This is a genomic window from Salmonella sp. NW645 (genome assembly GCF_051703725.1).
GTDB lineage: Bacteria > Pseudomonadota > Gammaproteobacteria > Enterobacterales > Enterobacteriaceae > Salmonella > Salmonella enterica.
The window spans coordinates 69,624-88,327 of record NZ_JAMMKR010000011.1 but is presented as its reverse complement, the minus strand read 5'-3'; the positions used below and the strand labels follow the sequence as shown (position 1 = coordinate 88,327).

General features: G+C 53.1%; 20 protein-coding genes. 15 read left to right on the top strand and 5 right to left on the bottom strand.

The genetic code is table 11. The annotated features are described in order from the left end of the window. Window positions 1-87 precede the first annotated feature (87 nt). Window positions 88-1,302: a beta-ketoacyl-ACP synthase I gene (fabB, locus tag NA389_RS20035; protein WP_000817161.1), complete on the top strand. Its 1,215-nt coding sequence runs from the start codon at window positions 88-90 to the stop codon at window positions 1,300-1,302. A gap of 97 nt (window positions 1,303-1,399) precedes the next feature. Beyond that, the gene (locus NA389_RS20030; RefSeq protein ID WP_001142917.1) at window positions 1,400-2,056 is read left to right on the top strand and encodes a CPBP family intramembrane glutamic endopeptidase; all 657 of its coding nucleotides are present in this window, start codon (window positions 1,400-1,402) and stop codon (window positions 2,054-2,056) included. A 66-nt stretch (window positions 2,057-2,122) separates the two neighbouring features. Here NA389_RS20030 and NA389_RS20025 read toward each other — a convergent pair whose 3' ends face one another. From NA389_RS20025 to NA389_RS20015, 3 genes are all read right to left on the bottom strand, one after another. Beyond that, window positions 2,123-2,641 carry a YbjP/YqhG family protein gene (locus tag NA389_RS20025; RefSeq protein WP_000847534.1) on the bottom strand — a complete coding sequence of 173 codons (519 nt, stop codon included), beginning with the start codon at window positions 2,639-2,641 and terminating at the stop codon, window positions 2,123-2,125. Continuing rightward, a complete protein-coding gene (locus NA389_RS20020) occupies window positions 2,641-3,009 on the bottom strand; it encodes an NlpC/P60 family protein (RefSeq protein WP_000118256.1) in 369 nt (122 codons plus the stop codon). Before NA389_RS20020 ends, NA389_RS20025 begins: the two co-directional genes overlap by 1 nt. 168 nt (window positions 3,010-3,177) lie before the next feature. Continuing rightward, window positions 3,178-3,426, bottom strand: a complete 249-nt coding sequence (locus tag NA389_RS20015; protein WP_000433429.1) for a helix-turn-helix domain-containing protein — start codon at window positions 3,424-3,426, stop codon at window positions 3,178-3,180. Between the two features lie 172 nt (window positions 3,427-3,598). Between NA389_RS20015 and NA389_RS20010 the strand changes: the two genes are divergently transcribed. Continuing rightward, window positions 3,599-3,973: a hypothetical protein gene (locus tag NA389_RS20010; RefSeq protein ID WP_001051266.1), complete on the top strand. Its 375-nt coding sequence runs from the start codon at window positions 3,599-3,601 to the stop codon at window positions 3,971-3,973. Between the two features lie 179 nt (window positions 3,974-4,152). Beyond that, window positions 4,153-5,331, top strand: coding sequence for an MFS transporter (locus NA389_RS20005; RefSeq protein ID WP_000127731.1), 1,179 nt, complete (start codon window positions 4,153-4,155; stop codon window positions 5,329-5,331). On the opposite strand, the gene flk is transcribed toward NA389_RS20005, so the two are convergent. Beyond that, complete coding sequence (gene flk / locus NA389_RS20000) at window positions 5,328-6,329, bottom strand: flagella biosynthesis regulator Flk (protein ID WP_000553396.1); 1,002 nt, start codon at window positions 6,327-6,329, stop codon at window positions 5,328-5,330. The two genes, NA389_RS20005 and flk, sit on opposite strands and share 4 nt — an antisense overlap. 103 nt (window positions 6,330-6,432) lie before the next feature. Here flk and pdxB point away from each other — a divergent pair, with 103 nt between their 5' ends. The 10 genes from pdxB (at window position 6,433) to purF (ending at window position 15,588) form a co-directional block, all read left to right on the top strand. After that, window positions 6,433-7,569 (top strand): 4-phosphoerythronate dehydrogenase PdxB, encoded by a 1,137-nt coding sequence (pdxB, locus tag NA389_RS19995; RefSeq protein WP_000699176.1) that lies wholly within the window; start codon window positions 6,433-6,435, stop codon window positions 7,567-7,569. A gap of 67 nt (window positions 7,570-7,636) precedes the next feature. Continuing rightward, window positions 7,637-8,650 carry an aspartate-semialdehyde dehydrogenase gene (locus tag NA389_RS19990; RefSeq protein ID WP_001289141.1) on the top strand — a complete coding sequence of 338 codons (1,014 nt, stop codon included), beginning with the start codon at window positions 7,637-7,639 and terminating at the stop codon, window positions 8,648-8,650. Further along, on the top strand, window positions 8,650-9,462 hold the full coding sequence (truA, locus tag NA389_RS19985) for a tRNA pseudouridine(38-40) synthase TruA (RefSeq protein ID WP_000016631.1): 813 nt from the start codon (window positions 8,650-8,652) through the stop codon (window positions 9,460-9,462). The genes NA389_RS19990 and truA overlap by 1 nt, the downstream gene beginning before the upstream one ends. 48 nt (window positions 9,463-9,510) lie before the next feature. Continuing rightward, entirely contained in the window at window positions 9,511-10,170 is a 660-nt protein-coding gene (locus NA389_RS19980; protein WP_000364318.1) for a DedA family protein, read from the top strand. A gap of 149 nt (window positions 10,171-10,319) precedes the next feature. Then, window positions 10,320-11,234: an acetyl-CoA carboxylase, carboxyltransferase subunit beta gene (gene accD / locus NA389_RS19975; protein ID WP_000118383.1), complete on the top strand. Its 915-nt coding sequence runs from the start codon at window positions 10,320-10,322 to the stop codon at window positions 11,232-11,234. Window positions 11,235-11,301: 67 nt separating this feature from the next. Continuing rightward, window positions 11,302-12,570, top strand: a complete 1,269-nt coding sequence (gene folC / locus NA389_RS19970) for a bifunctional tetrahydrofolate synthase/dihydrofolate synthase (protein ID WP_000792285.1) — start codon at window positions 11,302-11,304, stop codon at window positions 12,568-12,570. Continuing rightward, window positions 12,560-13,234: a cell division protein DedD gene (dedD, locus tag NA389_RS19965; protein ID WP_000157041.1), complete on the top strand. Its 675-nt coding sequence runs from the start codon at window positions 12,560-12,562 to the stop codon at window positions 13,232-13,234. The genes folC and dedD overlap by 11 nt, the downstream gene beginning before the upstream one ends. Window positions 13,235-13,373: 139 nt before the next feature. Further along, a complete protein-coding gene (locus NA389_RS19960; RefSeq protein ID WP_000729428.1) occupies window positions 13,374-13,529 on the top strand; it encodes a hypothetical protein in 156 nt (51 codons plus the stop codon). A gap of 15 nt (window positions 13,530-13,544) precedes the next feature. Further along, window positions 13,545-14,033 (top strand): colicin V production protein, encoded by a 489-nt coding sequence (gene cvpA / locus NA389_RS19955; RefSeq protein ID WP_000262102.1) that lies wholly within the window; start codon window positions 13,545-13,547, stop codon window positions 14,031-14,033. Window positions 14,034-14,070: 37 nt separating this feature from the next. Then, on the top strand, window positions 14,071-15,588 hold the full coding sequence (purF, locus tag NA389_RS19950; RefSeq protein ID WP_000334205.1) for an amidophosphoribosyltransferase: 1,518 nt from the start codon (window positions 14,071-14,073) through the stop codon (window positions 15,586-15,588). A 35-nt stretch (window positions 15,589-15,623) separates the two neighbouring features. Here purF and NA389_RS19945 read toward each other — a convergent pair whose 3' ends face one another. Further along, on the bottom strand, window positions 15,624-17,051 hold the full coding sequence (locus NA389_RS19945; protein WP_000168925.1) for a sigma-54 interaction domain-containing protein: 1,428 nt from the start codon (window positions 17,049-17,051) through the stop codon (window positions 15,624-15,626). 210 nt (window positions 17,052-17,261) lie between these two features. On the opposite strand from NA389_RS19945, the gene NA389_RS19940 reads away from it, so the two are divergent. Next, window positions 17,262-18,659 carry a diaminopimelate decarboxylase family protein gene (locus NA389_RS19940; RefSeq protein WP_000132306.1) on the top strand — a complete coding sequence of 466 codons (1,398 nt, stop codon included), beginning with the start codon at window positions 17,262-17,264 and terminating at the stop codon, window positions 18,657-18,659. Window positions 18,660-18,704: the final 45 nt, after the last annotated feature.

Here is an 18,704-nt window from a genome sequence, read left to right as displayed (position 1 = left end):
AATGGCTGATCGGACTTGTTCGGCGTACAAGTGTACGCTATTGTGCCAATCGAAACTTAAAAATAGTGCGAATTACAGAGGTATTGAATGAAACGTGCAGTGATTACTGGCCTGGGCATCGTTTCCAGCATCGGTAATAACCAGCAGGAAGTCCTGGCATCTCTGCGTGAAGGACGTTCAGGGATCACTTTCTCTCAGGAGCTGAAGGACGCCGGCATGCGTAGCCAGGTATGGGGCAACGTAAAACTGGATACCACTGGCCTCATTGACCGCAAAGTCGTGCGCTTTATGAGCGACGCCTCCATCTATGCTTATCTGTCTATGGAGCAGGCAGTGGCCGACGCCGGTCTGGCGCCGGAAGTCTATCAGAATAACCCGCGTGTCGGCCTGATTGCAGGTTCCGGCGGCGGCTCCCCGAAATTCCAGGTCTTTGGCGCAGACGCCATGCGTAGCCCGCGTGGTCTGAAAGCCGTGGGCCCGTATGTGGTGACGAAAGCAATGGCATCCGGCGTTTCCGCCTGCCTCGCTACGCCGTTTAAAATTTATGGCGTGAACTACTCCATTAGCTCCGCTTGCGCGACCTCCGCACACTGTATCGGCAATGCGGTTGAACAGATCCAACTGGGCAAACAGGACATCGTTTTTGCTGGCGGCGGCGAAGAGCTGTGCTGGGAAATGGCCTGTGAGTTCGACGCGATGGGGGCATTGTCCACCAAATATAACGATACGCCTGAAAAAGCGTCCCGTACCTATGATGCGCACCGTGATGGGTTTGTCATCGCAGGCGGTGGCGGTATGGTTGTTGTCGAAGAGCTGGAACACGCTCTGGCGCGCGGCGCGCATATCTATGCGGAAATCGTCGGTTACGGCGCAACATCCGATGGCGCAGACATGGTTGCTCCGTCTGGTGAAGGCGCAGTACGTTGCATGCAGATGGCGATGCACGGCGTAGACACGCCGATCGACTACCTGAACTCTCACGGTACCTCTACTCCGGTAGGCGACGTGAAAGAACTCGGTGCAATCCGTGAAGTGTTTGGCGATAACAGCCCGGCTATCTCCGCGACCAAAGCGATGACCGGCCACTCGCTGGGTGCCGCAGGCGTGCAGGAAGCTATCTACTCTCTGCTGATGCTGGAGCACGGTTTTATCGCGCCGAGTATCAACATCGAAGAGCTGGATGAGCAGGCCGCGGGCCTGAACATCGTGACCGAAACGACCGAGCGTGAACTGACTACCGTAATGTCTAACAGCTTCGGTTTTGGCGGCACCAACGCCACGCTGGTGATGCGTAAGTTGTAAGCCTGACTATTACGTTGTAGTATCAATAATGAAACAGGTCGCTAATGCGACCTGTTTTTTCATTCAGGGAACAACAAATTATATGGATATTATATAAATGCCAACTAATACATTAGATAAAATTAGGCATAGTTTGAGTTGCGTGGCTGTTTTATTTGGTTTGCTTGGCATTTTTGTTTTTTCCTCATTTTCGCCTTCCTATGCCTGGCTTTATTTGGCAGGTCTGGCTGCGCCTTTTATATATAGTATTGTTTTTGTCTATGCGATTGCCGCCTGGAGTATTTATTCAAAGTATTATCCGTTTTTATCATTGGGCCGCTTATCATTTGTGGAATGTTTTGTTCCGGCGCTGGCCCTGGTGTGCCTTACCGTTCTCTACAATGCTTTTAGTGGCCCGGAACCCTGGATGGCCGAGTTATCAAGGCAATTTTTTCTTCATAAATTTCTTAACACGCTGGCGATGTGCTTTCTGGCTCCTGTGGCGGAGGAAATTATATTCAGAGGGTTTTTATTAAACAGCAGTATCGGTTGGGGTCGGTACTCAAGAGTTTCCGGTATTATTATTACCTCACTCGCTTTTGCATTTATGCATACACAATATCTCTTTGCGGTGACTTTTGTTTATCTGTTTGTTTTTTCATCGATATTATGCGTTGTTCGAATGAGAAGTCGTGGGCTAATGATACCGATAATACTTCATATTTTAAATAATGCCTGGGTTATTTTCGGCTTACTGTTTTCAGCGACGGAATAAGCGCCTGATGCAATAGGCGCTTTAACCTCTCCGGTACGAACAAGAGACCGATGGCGGTTCCCTTTTTTAATGCTTCTTATATTCCGGCGCGACTTTCGCTGACCAGGCCTCAGCTTGGGTGATGGCGCCTGCGTCATAAATCGGCTGTTCATAACCCTTATCAGCATCCCGAACGCGGTAAATTTTCCAGCGTCCCTCTTCCCAACGGGTATAAACTTCCAGGTGGATGGGCGTTGACTCTGTAGCCAACAGAACATCCACTTTTTCTCCGCCGAGGAAAGGGTGTGCCTTCCCAACCCGTAACTGTGGAATCCACTCTGGCGCATAGTCCTGCGCATACATAAAATAATCAGCCCCCACAATCTCCTGTTCATAAAGGGACTGTATTAGCGCCAGGCGATGAATAACCTCTTTAGCGACGTAACGTTGCATTAAGGCGGTGGTGTCGTCAGGGGGATTCACATCGTTCGTGAACGTCGTCATCCATGAGGTATAGAACTGCTTCACGGCCTGCGTACTGTCGTGATGAGGCGCAGAGCAACTACAAAGCAACAGGATAAGCGCGACAAGGGAGAACGTTTTCATTAATTCTTCCTGTAGATGGTATATGAGGGCCTGGCTGCCCGGTAGCCCGGGCCGGCCCACATATCGCGTTGTTTAAAATCTGAATACCACTCTGTGCCATCATATATCGCCATGTGACCACTCGGGTTTCCGCCAGCGTAAGGTTGAATAATGATGACGTCACCCTCGCGCGGCATTTCATAGGTACCAATAGCGGTGAATCCGGCGCTTCTTAACATTGGGCCATAATCTTTCGCATGATATGTATGCCCCAGCGTGATACCGCCCGCCTGAATTGCCTTTCGGGTAAATTCCGCACACCGGCCTTGAGAATGAGAACCTGCATGTGTTTTGGCATAATTAACCGCCATTCTTTTATCCCAACTCATAATGATTCCTGTTAATAAAATACATAATAGCAATGACGTAATGCTTTAACAGTATTTAATTCGGGAAGCATGACAAATAGTGCTATTACTATTTTCAATAGAATAAGTTTAAATATTTATTAATTGTTGAGATTGATAAGTTAGGGCCAATTTATTCAACATTAATTATTATTCTGCGGTATTGGCATCATTTTTTATTTGCATATCGCCATAGCGCGACGGCCAGATCTCCTGCGGCGTGATGCCAAGCGCGTCCGCAATAATCCGTTCGGCTCTCGGCCAGGAGCGGGTAAAGACATTGCGCAGTGAATCAGGTGATAAACCGGCCTGACGAGAAAGATCTCTGAGCGTAATACCTCTTTTTTCCAGTGCACTTTTAATATCTGCACGATGCCAGTCTTGGCTTTTTGGTTCCATTCTGTAATCCTAAGAAGATGTGTTATCGGCACCGATATTTTTAAAGTGAAAATTAGCGTGAGAAAAAGAAAGTTACTTTCTTTTTCACTCTAAGAATAGTGCCAGAAAGAAAGCAAAATTTCGCGCAAAAGAAGAAATATTTTTATTTCATCAGAGGAAAGGAAAGAAACCGATGGCAAAGGAATGGTTCACGGTTAAGGAATGTCTTGGCTTACCGGGGTTTCCGGGAAGCGAGCCTGCGGTTCGCGAACGTTTGTATAAGTACAGCGAAGGGAAAGAGGGTGTCAGGCGTAAGCGTGTTAAATCAAAGGCCGAGGAGTTTCATATATCTGTTTTCCCTCTTTATGTTCATCGTTATCTGGACGACAGCGGAGAGGAACCGACGCCAGAACCCATTTCCTTACAGGAAGCGGAGCCTGAAGATATCTGGGAGATGATGTTCAGGTTACTGACGCCAGAACAGCGCAAGCAGGTGACCGGACGGTTTAAGGTGAGAGGGATGAAAGCGGTCTTTCCCTTTCTGTTTGATGACACGCCGCCGCGTTGATACCCTGGCTGCAATTTCAAGGTTGACAAGTTTCGCGTCTCACAGGCAGACTTCACTCTCTACATTATCCTTCCGATAATGCGTAAGCGTTTAACGTTATCCAACGCACCTTAATCCTGACGTTCAGGTAGAGGGGGGCGTGGCCTTTCCCCGCCTTACTCTGCATTCTGGAGTAATGCATGACAGCAGTTAGCCAAAAAACAACGACCCCGTCTGCGAATTTTTCGCTGTTCCGCATCGCCTTTGCGGTTTTCCTGACCTATATGACGGTCGGCCTGCCGTTACCCGTCATCCCGCTTTTTGTCCATCACGAACTGGGCTATAGCAATACGATGGTTGGGATCGCCGTGGGCATTCAGTTTTTTGCGACGGTACTGACGCGCGGCTATGCCGGACGGCTGGCGGATCAATATGGCGCTAAACGATCGGCGTTACAGGGGATGTTTGCCTGCGGGCTGGCGGGCGCCGCCTGGCTCCTGGCCGCGCTGTTGCCGGTTTCCGCGCCGGTAAAATTCGCGCTGCTTATTGTCGGGCGCTTAATTCTCGGTTTCGGCGAAAGCCAGCTGCTGACCGGAACCCTGACCTGGGGACTGGGGCTGGTTGGCCCAACGCGTTCCGGTAAGGTGATGTCGTGGAACGGAATGGCGATTTACGGCGCGCTGGCGGCCGGTGCGCCGTTGGGCTTGCTGATCCATAGCCACTTTGGCTTCGCGGCGCTGGCGGGAACGACGATGGTTTTACCGCTGCTGGCCTGGGCATTCAACGGCACCGTGCGTAAAGTGCCTGCGTATACGGGGGAGCGACCTTCACTGTGGAGCGTGGTCGGGCTTATCTGGAAACCGGGCCTGGGCCTGGCATTGCAGGGCGTGGGCTTTGCCGTCATCGGTACGTTTATTTCACTTTATTTTGTCAGCAATGGCTGGACGATGGCGGGATTCACCCTGACCGCGTTTGGCGGTGCGTTTGTACTGATGCGCATGTTGTTCGGTTGGATGCCGGACCGCTTTGGCGGCGTGAAGGTCGCCGTTGTCTCATTGCTGGTTGAGACGGCAGGACTGCTGCTCTTGTGGCTGGCGCCGACGGCCTGGATAGCGCTGGTAGGCGCGGCGCTCACCGGGGCAGGGTGTTCACTGATTTTCCCGGCGCTGGGCGTGGAGGTTGTGAAACGCGTACCTGCACAGGTACGCGGTACGGCGCTCGGCGGCTACGCCGCGTTTCAGGATATCTCCTACGGCGTTACCGGCCCGCTGGCGGGCATGCTGGCCACGTCATGCGGCTATCCTTCCGTATTCCTCGCGGGAGCGATCTCCGCGGTGGTTGGCATCCTGGTGACGATATTATCGTTCCGGCGTGGTTAAGAAACCAGCCAGAAAAGCGCCAGTACAATTATTAGCGCGATAAACAACAGGCCTGGTCGCGCAGACAGATTTTTCACGGTTTCAATCATCGGCGCGAACGGGCGGTAGATGGGTTGAATAGAGAGCGGTTCCAGCTCATTCGCCTCCCGCTCTACGCGACGCAGGAAAATATGGTTAAGTAAGTCCTGCACCTGGGCGGTGGTCAGCACCGTTTGCGGCTGAATTTGATAAGTGTGTTGGGCATACTCTTTGATCGCTGTGAGCTCGTCTGGCTCAAGCGGTTGTTTTAACGCAGCCTGCAGCGTATGTAGCGTAGGCGCGTGTTGTAGTGACAGCGTCTGCCGCGCCTGTAGCCATGTCGCCAGATGGGTAAACTGCTTTGCCGGAATGAGCTCGCCGCTTTTCACGCCGGAGAGTTCCAGCATTGATTGCCAGATAAGTTTGTTTGACTCGCCGGTCGCGGCCGCCAGCTTCGTCACCAACTGATTCAACGTATTATGTTCAGCAGGCAATAATGGCCGATCCGTTGCCGGACGTTGCTGCGGCTGCGGAATGGAAAGCTGCCCCTGTTGCAGGAGCGTCAGTACGTTTTTGAGTTGATCGGGCGTAAGCTGGCTAAGCGCGGTTTGACCGTATTGCTGACGGATAAAATCGCTGACGGCCTGACGATTATTCCCGACGCCAAGCAGCTCTGTTAGCTGTGAAAGTACCTGACGATTGGCGTGATTTTGCTGCGCTACGCCCAGACGCTGGGTAAGATTCTGTTCAGCGGCGGGGAAGTGGCGCGACAGTAGCGGCGCGTCATTTTTTATCCCCAGATCGTGTTTCATTCCGGCCCATACTTCCGCGCTTTGCTGCTGGGTCAGTGAAATCAGGCGCGTGATCAGCCTTTCCAGTACCGTACGCTGTTGCATGGAAAGCGGCTGCTCGCTCGCAGCGGAAAGAGGATTACGCCCTTCGCCTGGAGGCTGTGCAGGGGCACCGGAGATGGGATGCATAATTAATTATCCTTTAACCATAAATCTGAGCAATATATGCCTGGCGGCCAGATTATGGCACACTTGTTCGGTTAACTCTCGTTCTCAAACAGGTACGACAGTCGTGAAAATTCTCGTTGATGAAAATATGCCTTACGCCCGCGAATTATTTAGCCGCCTGGGTGAGGTAAAGGCAGTGCCGGGTCGCCCGATCCCCGTTGAAGAATTGAACCATGCCGATGCGTTAATGGTGCGTTCGGTCACGAAAGTGAATGAATCGCTGCTGAGCGGCACGCCGATTAACTTCGTTGGTACTGCTACGGCAGGCACCGATCATGTGGATGAGGCATGGCTGAAGCAGGCGGGCATCGGTTTTTCAGCCGCGCCCGGCTGTAATGCTATCGCCGTGGTGGAGTATGTGTTTTCCGCGCTGTTGATGCTGGCCGAACGTGACGGCTTTTCGTTACGCGATCGCACTATAGGGATTGTCGGCGTGGGTAACGTCGGAAGCCGGCTACAGACCAGGCTTGAAGCGTTGGGTATCCGCACGTTGCTGTGCGATCCGCCACGCGCCGCACGCGGGGACGAGGGTGATTTTCGTACGCTGGATGAGCTGGTGCAGGAAGCGGATGTCCTGACTTTCCATACGCCGCTTTATAAAGACGGACCGTACAAAACGCTGCATCTGGCCGATGAGACGCTGATCCGTCGACTGAAACCCGGCGCCATTCTCATTAACGCCTGCCGCGGTCCGGTGGTGGATAACGCCGCGTTGTTGGCGCGACTTAATGCCGGGCAGCCGCTGAGCGTGGTGCTTGATGTGTGGGAGGGCGAACCGGATCTTAACGTCGCGCTACTGGAAGCCGTGGATATCGGCACGTCGCATATTGCCGGCTATACGCTGGAAGGCAAAGCGCGCGGCACCACCCAGGTCTTTGAGGCGTATAGCGCGTTTATCGGTCGCGAGCAGCATGTCGCGCTGGAGACATTACTGCCTGCGCCTGAGTTTGGTCGTATTACGCTTCACGGCCCGCTGGATCAACCGACGCTGAAAAGACTGGCGCATTTGGTGTATGATGTGCGCCGCGACGATGCGCCACTGCGTAAAGTCGCTGGAATTCCGGGTGAATTTGATAAATTGCGTAAAAATTATCTTGAGCGCCGTGAATGGTCGTCTTTATACGTGATGTGTGACGACGAAACGGCAGCCGCCTTGCTGTGTAAGCTAGGTTTTAACGCTGTTCATCACCCGGCACATTAATGTCTTCTTAATGCTCCCTGTCGAATAATGCGACAGGGACGCTTATGTATTTCTGGAGTAAATCACCATGTCTGAAGGCTGGAACATTGCCATTCTGGGCGCAACGGGCGCCGTAGGCGAAGCCCTGCTTGAAACACTGGCTGAACGCCAGTTCCCGGTCGGTGAAATTTATGCGTTGGCGCGTCATGAAAGCGCGGGCGAGCACCTCCGTTTTGGTGGCAAGTCGGTCATTGTCCAGGATGCGGCGGACTTTGACTGGACGCAGGCGCAGTTGGCGTTTTTCGTTGCCGGCGCAGAGGCATCGGCTGCCTGGATAGACGACGCGACCAATGCAGGCTGCCTGGTGATAGATTCCAGCGGTCTGTTCGCGCTGGAGCCTGATGTGCCGCTGGTCGTGCCGGAAGTTAACCCGTATGTACTGGCGGATTACCGTAACCGTAACGTGATTGCGGTCGCCGATAGTCTGACCAGTCAACTGCTCGCGGCGCTCAAGCCGTTAATCGATCAGGGGGGACTGTCGCGCATCGCCGTCACCAGTATGTTATCAGCGTCCGCACAGGGGAAAAAAGCGGTCGATGCGCTGGCCGGACAGAGTGCGAAGCTGCTTAACGGCATACCGATTGATGAAGATGATTTCTTTGGCCGCCAGTTGGCGTTCAATATGCTGCCGCTGCTGCCGGATCGTGAAGGCAGCGTGCGCCAGGAACGTCGTATCGTCGATGAAGTGCGTAAAATTTTGCAGGACGATGGCGTGATGATCTCCGCCAGTGTCGTGCAGTCGCCGGTGTTCTATGGCCATGCGCAGATGGTGAGCTTTGAAGCGCTCCGTCCGCTGGCGGCGGAAGAGGCGCGCGAGGCGTTTTCCCGCGGTGAAGATATCGTACTGTCAGAAGAGACGGATTACCCGACGCAGGTGGGCGACGCTTCCGGCAATCCACAGCTTTCTATTGGCTGTGTGCATAATGATTACGGTATGCCGGAACAAATTCAGTTCTGGTCAGTGGCGGACAACGTGCGTTTCGGCGGCGCGCTGATGGCCGTTAAAATTGCGGAGAAGCTGGTGCAGGAGTATCTGTACTGATGTCCGGACAGCAATCATCGCCGGTCTATAAAATTGCGCTGGGTATTGAGTACGACGGCAGCAAGTATTATGGCTGGCAGCGTCAGAATGAAGTGCGCAGCGTGCAGGAAAAGCTGGAAAAAGCGCTCTCGCAGGTGGCAAATGAACCTATTAACGTGTTCTGCGCCGGGCGTACCGATGCCGGCGTTCACGGCACCGGGCAGGTTGTCCATTTCGAAACGACCGCATTGCGCAAAGATGCGGCATGGACGCTGGGGGTAAATGCGAATTTGCCTGGTGACATTGCCGTGCGCTGGGTGAAAACTGTACCGGATGATTTTCACGCGCGATTTAGCGCTACGGCTCGCCGTTATCGCTATATCATCTACAATCATCGACTGCGTCCCGCGGTATTAGCAAAAGGCGTGACGCATTACTATGAGCCGCTGGATGCAGAGCGGATGCATCGCGCGGCGCAGTGTCTGCTTGGCGAAAATGATTTTACCTCGTTTCGTGCGGTGCAGTGCCAGTCGCGCACGCCGTGGCGTAATGTGATGCACATCAACGTTACCCGCCACGGCCCTTATGTGGTGGTCGATATCAAAGCGAATGCCTTTGTTCATCATATGGTCAGGAATATTGTCGGCAGCCTGCTGGAAGTAGGCGCTCACAACCAGCCGGAGAGCTGGATCGCAGAGCTGTTAGCGGCCAGGGACAGAACGCTGGCGGCGGCAACGGCGAAGGCGGAAGGGCTATATTTGGTTGCGGTAGATTACCCTGACCGGTTTGACCTTCCAAAACCGCCAATGGGCCCGCTATTTCTTGCGGACTAATCCGAATCGCACACCCGAAACGTGTCGGGTAGAAAGGCAAAGACAAATATGGACCTGATCTACTTTATTATTGATTTTATTCTGCACATCGATGTGCATCTGGCGGAGCTGGTCGCGGAGTACGGCGTCTGGGTGTACGCTATTTTGTTTTTGATTCTGTTTTGTGAAACCGGCCTGGTCGTCACGCCGTTCCTGCCGGGCGACTCGCTGCTGTTTGTCGCCGGGGCGCTGGCTTCGCTGGAAACCAACGATCTCAATGTGCATGTCATGGTGGCGTTAATGCTGATCGCCGCAATTGTCGGCGATGCGGTAAATTACACGATTGGTCGACTGTTCGGCGAAAAACTGTTCAGTAATCCGAATTCGAAAATTTTCCGCCGCAGTTATCTGGATAAAACCCACCAGTTTTATGAAAAACACGGCGGTAAAACTATCATTCTCGCTCGCTTCGTGCCGATCGTCAGAACCTTTGCGCCGTTTGTGGCAGGGATGGGGCACATGTCCTATCGGCATTTTGCCGCTTATAACGTCATCGGCGCGCTGCTGTGGGTGCTGCTCTTTACCTACGCCGGTTATTTCTTCGGTACGATACCGTTGATTCAGGATAACCTTAAGCTGCTGATTGTGGGGATTATCGTGGTTTCGATATTACCTGGCGTCATTGAGATTGTCCGGCATAAGCGCGCTGCGTCGCGTGCCGCAAAATAGAAAGTAACTCAGCGGTTCGACCACTTTTTTATCCAAAGTTTCGGGCTGTTATGTTTTAATGTGCAACATTCATGGTCTGTTGGGGGCAAAAATGGCATTATGCGCCCCTTATAATAAAGCTGACTAAGGTTCAGGCAGAAAGGTCACCAATGAGCTGGATTGAACGAATTAAAAGCAACATTACTCCCACCCGCAAGGCAAGCATTCCTGAAGGGGTGTGGACCAAGTGTGATAGCTGCGGTCAGGTTTTATACCGCGCTGAGCTGGAACGTAATCTTGAGGTCTGTCCTAAGTGTGACCATCATATGCGCATGTCGGCGCGCAATCGCCTGCATAGCCTGTTAGATGAAGGTTCCCTTGTGGAGTTGGGTAGCGAGCTGGAGCCAAAAGACGTGCTCAAGTTCCGCGACTCCAAAAAATATAAAGACAGACTGGCGTCCGCGCAGAAAGAAACCGGCGAGAAAGACGCGCTGGTGGTCATGAAAGGGACGCTTCACGGTATGCCGGTTGTCGCCGCCGCGTTTGAATTCGCGTTCATGGGCGGCTCAATGGGGTCTGTCGTTGGCGCACGCTTCGTTCGTGCCGTTGAACAGGCGCTGGAAGACAACTGTCCGTTAGTGTGTTTCTCTGCTTCCGGCGGCGCGCGTATGCAAGAAGCGCTGATGTCGCTGATGCAGATGGCGAAAACCTCGGCGGCGCTGGCTAAAATGCAGGAACGTGGTCTGCCCTACATCTCGGTATTGACCGATCCGACAATGGGCGGCGTTTCCGCCAGTTTTGCGATGCTGGGCGATCTCAACATCGCCGAGCCAAAAGCCCTGATTGGCTTCGCCGGCCCGCGCGTTATCGAACAAACCGTTCGCGAAAAACTGCCGCCGGGATTCCAGCGCAGTGAGTTCCTGATCGAAAAAGGCGCTATTGATATGATCGTCCGCCGCCCGGAAATGCGCCTGAAGCTGGCGAGCATTCTGGCGAAGCTGATGAATCTGCCCGCGCCGAACCCGGACGCCCCGCGTGAAGGCGTGGTGGTGCCTCCGGCGCCGGATCAGGAGTCTGAGGCCTGATAACTGAAAAGGGCAGGGCCGCAGGCTCTGCCCTTTTGCTTTTCACCGTAAAGAAGCAGCGGAATCAATGAAAAACAAATCTATACCTCAAGCTGCGTCGCCCCTGGCCTCGTGGCTTTCTTATCTGGAAAACCTGCACAGCAAGAGTATCGATTTAGGCCTTGAGCGCGTAAGCCAGGTGGCAGCGCGTCTGGACATCCTCAAGCCTGCGCCGTTCGTTTTTACCGTGGCGGGAACCAACGGTAAAGGTACGACCTGTCGAACGCTGGAGTCGGTGTTAATCGCGGCGGGATACCGTGTGGGCGTCTATAGTTCGCCTCATCTGGTACGTTACACCGAGCGCGTGCGCGTGCAGGGGAAAGAATTAGCGGAATCCGCGCATACCGCGTCCTTTGCGGAAATAGAAGCGGCGCGCGGCGATATTTCATTGACCTATTTTGAATATGGCACGTTGTCGGCATTGTGGCTGTTTAAACAGGCTAACCTTGACGTGGTGATTCTGGAGGTCGGGTTGGGCGGGCGCCTGGACGCCACGAACATTGTGGATGCCGATGTAGCGGTAATTACCAGCATCGCGCTTGACCATACTGACTGGCTGGGGCCGGATCGCGAAAGTATCGGCCGCGAGAAGGCCGGGATTTTTCGCGCGGAAAAAACCGCTATTGTCGGCGAACCGGAAATGCCGGCAACCATCGCGGATGTCGCGCAGGAGACCGGCGCGCTGTTGCGGCGTCGCGGCGTTGACTGGCGTTATGAGGTGACAGCGACCCAGTGGGCGTTTACCGATGGCGACGGCACGCTTGCCGGACTGCCGTTGCCGCAGGTTCCCCTGCCGAATGCCGCCACCGCTCTGGCCGCGCTGCGCGCCAGCAGGTTGAACATTGACGAGCAGGCGATTCGCGACGGTATTGCGCAGGCTACCTTGCCGGGACGTTTTCAAATCGTGAGTGAGTCGCCGCGCGTTATCTTTGATGTCGCCCATAATCCCCACGCGGCGGAATACCTGACGGGTCGTCTGAAAATGTTGCCGAAACGCGGGCGCGTGCTTGCGGTGATTGGTATGCTGCATGATAAAGATATCGCCGGCACGTTAGCCTGGTTGAAAAGCGTGGTTGACGACTGGTATTGTGCTCCGTTAGAGGGGCCGCGCGGCGCGACGGCGGAACAACTTCTGGAACATCTGGGGAAAGGGAATGTCTATGATAGCGTCGCGCAGGCATGGCAGGCCGCTATCGACGCGGCGCAGCCAGAAGATACCGTGCTGGTGTGCGGATCGTTCCACACCGTCGCACATGTTATGGAAGTGATAGACGCGGGGAGAATCGGTGGCGAGTAAGTTTCAGAATCGTTTAGTCGGCACGATTGTGTTAGTCGCGCTGGGGGTTATTGTGCTTCCCGGTCTGCTGGACGGACAGAAAAAGCATTATCAGGATGAATTTGCTGCGATTCCACTGGTACCGAAGCCTGGCGACCGCGATGAGCCGGATATGATGCCTGCCGCAACGCAGGCGCTGCCGACACAGCCGCCGGAAGGGGCGGCTGAAGAGGTGCGGGCGGGAGATGCGGCAGCGCCGTCTCTGGACCCGTCGCGCATGGCGTCTAACAATGTCGAGCTTGATCCGATACCGGTGGAGACGCCTAAACCGAAGCCGGTTGAAAAACCGAAGCCGCAGCCTAAACCGCAACAGCCGGTTGTCGTCGCTTCCACGCCGACGCCCGCGCCGAAACCGGCCGCCGACGATAAACCTGCGCCGACCGGCAAAGCTTATGTCGTACAGTTGGGCGCGCTGAAAAACGCGGATAAAGTCAACGAGATAGTCGGCAAGCTTCGTTCCGCCGGGTTCCGGGTTTATACTTCCCCCTCAACGCCGGTACAGGGTAAAATAACCCGTATTCTCGTCGGGCCGGATGCGTCGAAAGATAAGATGAAAGGATCGCTTGGCGAGCTCAAGCAGATTTCCGGGTTAAGCGGCGTGGTGATGGGATATAGCCCGAACTAAGGCGCGTTTTGCCTGAGCGTGCAGCGTTAAAGCCTACGGTGTTCATCTGGTAATAGCCGAAGTTCTGTAGGCTGGATAAGGCGTTTACGCCGCCATCCGGCAGAAGGAATAAACCTGGTATCCTGCGCTTATCAGGCCGATGGCAGCTCTTCTGGTCGTGCCCGAAGAGATAAAAAGTGTGATGGCGTTGAATATTTTTTCAGCGCCATTTTTATTTACGCGTGGGAAGGAAATCCCTACGCAAACGTTTTCTTTTTCTGTTAGAATGCGCCCCGAACAGGACGACAGGGCGTAAAATCGTGGGACATCTATGGTCTGGATTGATTACGCCATTATCGCGGTGATTGCTTTTTCCTGTCTGGTTAGCCTAATCCGCGGCTTTGTTCGTGAAGCGTTATCGCTGGTGACGTGGGGTTGTGCTTTCTTTGTCGCCAGTCACTACTACACTTACCTGTCTGTCTGGTTTACGGGCTTTGAAGACGAACTGGTTCGTAATGGGATTGCTATCGCGGTACTGTTTATCGCGACGCTTATCGTCGGCGCTATCGTGAATTTTGTGATAGGTCAGCTAGTAGAAAAGACCGGCCTGTCGGGAACTGACCGGGTGTTGGGGATCTGTTTCGGCGCACTGCGAGGGGCGCTGATTGTCGCCGCCATTCTGTTCTTCCTTGATACCTTTACCGGCTTGTCGAAAAGCGAAGACTGGAGCAAATCGCAGCTCATCCCGCAGTTCAGCTTCATCATCAGATGGTTCTTTGACTATCTGCAAAGCTCGTCGAGTTTCTTGCCCAGGACGTAACAGGTTCTGAGATGTGGCTTAACGAGGAAAATGACGTATGTGCGGTATTGTCGGTATCGCCGGTGTTATGCCGGTCAACCAGTCGATTTATGACGCGTTAACAGTGCTCCAGCATCGAGGTCAGGATGCTGCCGGTATCATCACCATTGATGCGAATAACTGCTTCCGCTTGCGTAAGGCAAACGGACTGGTGAACGATATTTTTGAAGCTCGCCACATGCAGCGTTTGCAGGGCAACATGGGGATTGGCCATGTACGCTACCCTACCGCAGGCAGCTCCAGCGCTTCGGAAGCGCAACCTTTTTACGTTAACTCGCCGTATGGCATCACGTTGGCCCATAATGGCAACCTGACTAACGCGCATGAGCTACGTAAAAAGCTGTTTGAAGAAAAGCGCCGTCATATCAACACCACCTCCGATTCCGAAATCCTGCTCAATATTTTCGCCAGCGAGCTCGACAACTTCCGTCACTATCCGCTGGAAGCCGACAATATTTTTGCCGCGATTGCCGCGACCAACCGTCAAATTCGCGGCGCCTATGCCTGCGTGGCGATGATTATCGGTCACGGTATGGTGGCTTTTCGCGATCCGCACGGCATTCGCCCATTAGTGCTGGGCAAGCGTGACGTTGGCGATGGTCGTACGGAGTATATGGTCGCTTCTGAAAGCGTGGCGCTGGATACGCTGGGCTTTGAATTCCTGCGCGATGTCGCGCCGGGCGAAGCTATCTATATTACCGAAAAGGGGCAACTGTTCACGCGCCAGTGCGCGGATAACCCGGTCAGTAACCCCTGTCTGTTTGAGTACGTTTATTTTGCTCGCCCGGACTCCTTTATCGACAAGATCTCCGTCTACAGCGCTCGTGTGAATATGGGCACCAAACTTGGCGAAAAAATCGCTCGTGAATGGGAAGATCTGGACATCGACGTCGTGATCCCTATCCCGGAAACCTCCTGCGATATCGCACTGGAAATTGCCCGTATTCTCGGCAAGCCGTACCGCCAGGGATTTGTCAAAAATCGTTACGTGGGACGTACCTTTATCATGCCGGGCCAACAGCTACGCCGTAAATCCGTGCGCCGTAAGCTCAATGCTAATCGCGCGGAATTCCGCGATAAGAACGTCCTGCTGGTGGATGATTCCATCGTGCGTGGCACCACATCAGAGCAGATCATCGAGATGGCCCGGGAAGCCGGCGCGAAGAAGGTTTATCTGGCGTCCGCCGCGCCGGAAATTCGTTTCCCTAACGTCTATGGCATTGATATGCCGACCGCCAATGAGCTGATCGCGCATGGTCGCGAGGTGGATGAGATTCGTCAGATCATCGGCGCAGACGGGCTTATCTTCCAGGATCTAAACGATCTGATCGAAGCCGTACGCGCGGAAAACCCGGATATCCAGCAGTTTGAATGTTCGGTATTTAACGGGGTATATGTCACCAAAGACGTAGACCAGCAATACCTCGACTTCCTGGATTCATTACGTAATGACGACGCCAAAGCGGTGCTGTTCCAGAACGAAATGGAAAACCTGGAAATGCATAACGAAGGCTAATGGCTTTGCCAGCGGCGCAATGCCGCTGGCCGATGTCAATTACGCACCACGCCGAAGCGAATAGCGTATTTTTGTACTTTGTACTGTAACGTGGTGCGCGATACGTTAAGGCTGCGGGCCGCGGCGGCAATATTCCCCTGATGCGTATCCAGCGCGGTTTCTATTAAATGCCTTTCGTAGTTGGCAACCCGTACCTCCAGCGACCCTTCATACTGTGGATCGGGTGACGAGGGAAGGGGATTTTCCGGCGCGGTTTCCGGTACGCCTAAATTTAACTCGTCCTGTTCAAAAATGATGTGTTTCAGCAGCCCGTCTTTTTCCTGCATGATCATGCTGCGTACAATCGCGTTTTCCAGCATCCTGACATTACCCGGCCAGGCGTGATTGAGCAGATCAGCACGCGCCGTCTCGCTTAATCCGTGAATGTCCTGCGGCACGTCATTACGGTATTTATCAATAAAATAATTCGCCAGTAAGGGAATATCTTCCGGGCGGGCGCGCAGCGGCGGTAACGTCAACATTCCGACGCTCAACCGATAAAAAAGATCTGCCCGCAGACGTTCTTGTTGAATTAATTTGACGGGCGCTTCGTTCATGGCGGCAACGATCCTGACATCAGAGTGGAGTTGCTGTTGTCCGCCGAGCCGCCAGAAGGTTTTATCCTGCAAGAATCGCAGCAGCTTACTTTGCATCTCTATCGGCATGGCGTTCAGCTCATCAAGAAAGAGCGTTCCCCCGTTTGCCAGTTCCAGATAGCCCTGGCTATTTTCCGCGCCGGTATAGGCGCCGCGCACGGTGCCGAAAAGCGTACTTTCGATAAGCGTAGGCGGTAGAGCGCCGCAGTTCAGGGCGATAAATGGTTTATTCGCCCGCTTGCTGCATTGATGGATCAGGCGGGAAAATAGCTCCTTACCCGTTCCCGTCTCCCCGACAATCGTCACCGGAATATTACTGGCGGCCAGCCGTTTGGCTTTGGCGATATTACTGAGCATTTCCGGGTTTTCGGTAATAATGGCATGGTGCTTCTCATGGTGATCGGCATACAGCAGTTGGTTCAGTTCTACCACCTGCTCCTGGAGCCGCCTGACGCCAGACATATTCCTGCCGATTTCGATAACGCCGACCATGCCGCCATCGCTTGCATAGAGCGGCGCGGTGGTGTGCTGATAGTCAACGGCCTGGCCTCGCGCATTGTAATAAATTTGATAATGGCCAATGTATTCCACGCCTTTTTTTAACGATGAAAGCATCGTACTTTGGGTCTCTTTCATGCCCGGATAGACATCCAGCATATGTTTTCCCATTGCCCGTTCAATGCTGTAGCCGTCCAGATCCGCGCTTTCCTGATTGTAGTAAACGTATTCACCACGCTCATTAATGACGGCCAACGGCTGATGAATCAAATCGAAAAAGCGGGAAAACATCCTGAGCGCCGAGGCCAGTTCCTGATTGGTGGATGCCATACACGCATTCCTCATATCTATTGTTCATGTTGTCATTATAAAATTGACGAATTTTCGTCGTTGTGATGAATAGCAAACTCAATGACGAAAATGAGAAAAAGCTTATTTTTATAAGTGGTTGATTATTTTGATAAAAAATAGTGGCATGCCTTTTGCTTTATCCCTGTAAAGAATGCGGATTTTTACCATAAACATTAAGCAGAGGGCGTTATGACTGACTCGATTATGCAGAATTACAACCAGCTACGTGAGCAGGTAATCAACGGCGATCGCCGTTTCCAGCACAAAGACGGTCATTTGTGTTTTGAAGGGGTCGATCTGGACGCACTGGCGCGCCAGTACCCCACGCCGTTCTATGTGTTTTCTGAGCCGGAGATTATTCGTAACATTCATGAAATCCAGCAGGCATTTGCGGCGCATAAAAATACCAAAACCTTCTTTGCGTCAAAAACCTGCTCGGTCATGGGGGTGTTGAAAGCCATTCGTGACGCCGGAATTTGCGCGGAGGCAAACTCACAATATGAGGTTCGCAAGTGCCTGGAGATAGGCTTTCGCGGCGATCAGATCGTCTTCAACGGCGTGGTGAAAAAGCCTGCCGATCTGGAATATGCCATCGCCAACGATCTGTATCTTATTAATGTTGATAGCCTGTATGAGCTGGAACATATTGATGCCATCTCTCGCAAGCTGAAGAAAGTCGCCAATGTTTGCGTCCGTGTAGAGCCGAATGTTCCCTCGGCGACGCATGCGGAACTGGTTACCGCTTTCCATGCGAAGTCAGGTCTCGACCTGGAACAGGCGGAAGAAACCTGCCGCCGCATTCTGGCGATGCCTTATGTGCATTTGCGCGGCTTGCATATGCATGTGGGCGATCAGGTGCCGGAGTCAGAGCCTTTCGCAAAAGCTACTAAAGTGCTGGTGGATGAATCCCGTCGCCTGGAAGAGGTGCTCGGTATTAAATTTGATTTGATCAACGTGGGCGGCGGAATTCCGGTTCCCTATAAATATGACGACGAGAATGGCGACCCGTTAAAAGATAATATGTATGCCGGTATTACCGCCCAGGATTTTGCCGATGCGGTCATTCGCGAAGTGCATAAATGGCGTACCGATGTGGAAATATGTATTGAACCGGGACGTAAAGTGACCGGGTCGGCGGCGGTTTTACTGACGGAAGTCTCCTGCGAAAAACGTAAAACAAATTACGATCTTAACGGCAATGTGGAATGCCACGTTGAATGGAAATTTGTCGACGCTGGTTACAGCGTACTCTCTGACAGCCAGCATTTTGACTGGTTCTTTTATGTCTATAACGCCTCTCGCATGACGGCAGCGCACGACGCCTGGATAAAATTAGCCGGGCCGCTGTGTGATGGCGGAGATTATTTCCACATGGGAGTGAAAGGCGAAGAGTTTTTACTGCCGAAGGAGACTCATGTTGGCGATATTGTCGCGTTTCTTGATGCCGGGGCATACACCATTGAAAGTCAAACCGTTTATAACAACCGTCCGCGCACGGGCGTGGTGATGATCGATAAAAATGGTGAAACGCGTCTGATTCGTCGGGAAGACAGTTACGAAGACATGGTCAAGTACGACATTTATTAATACTGTTTTGGGCTTCAGTTTCATGCTGAAGCCCGTCGTCAGATG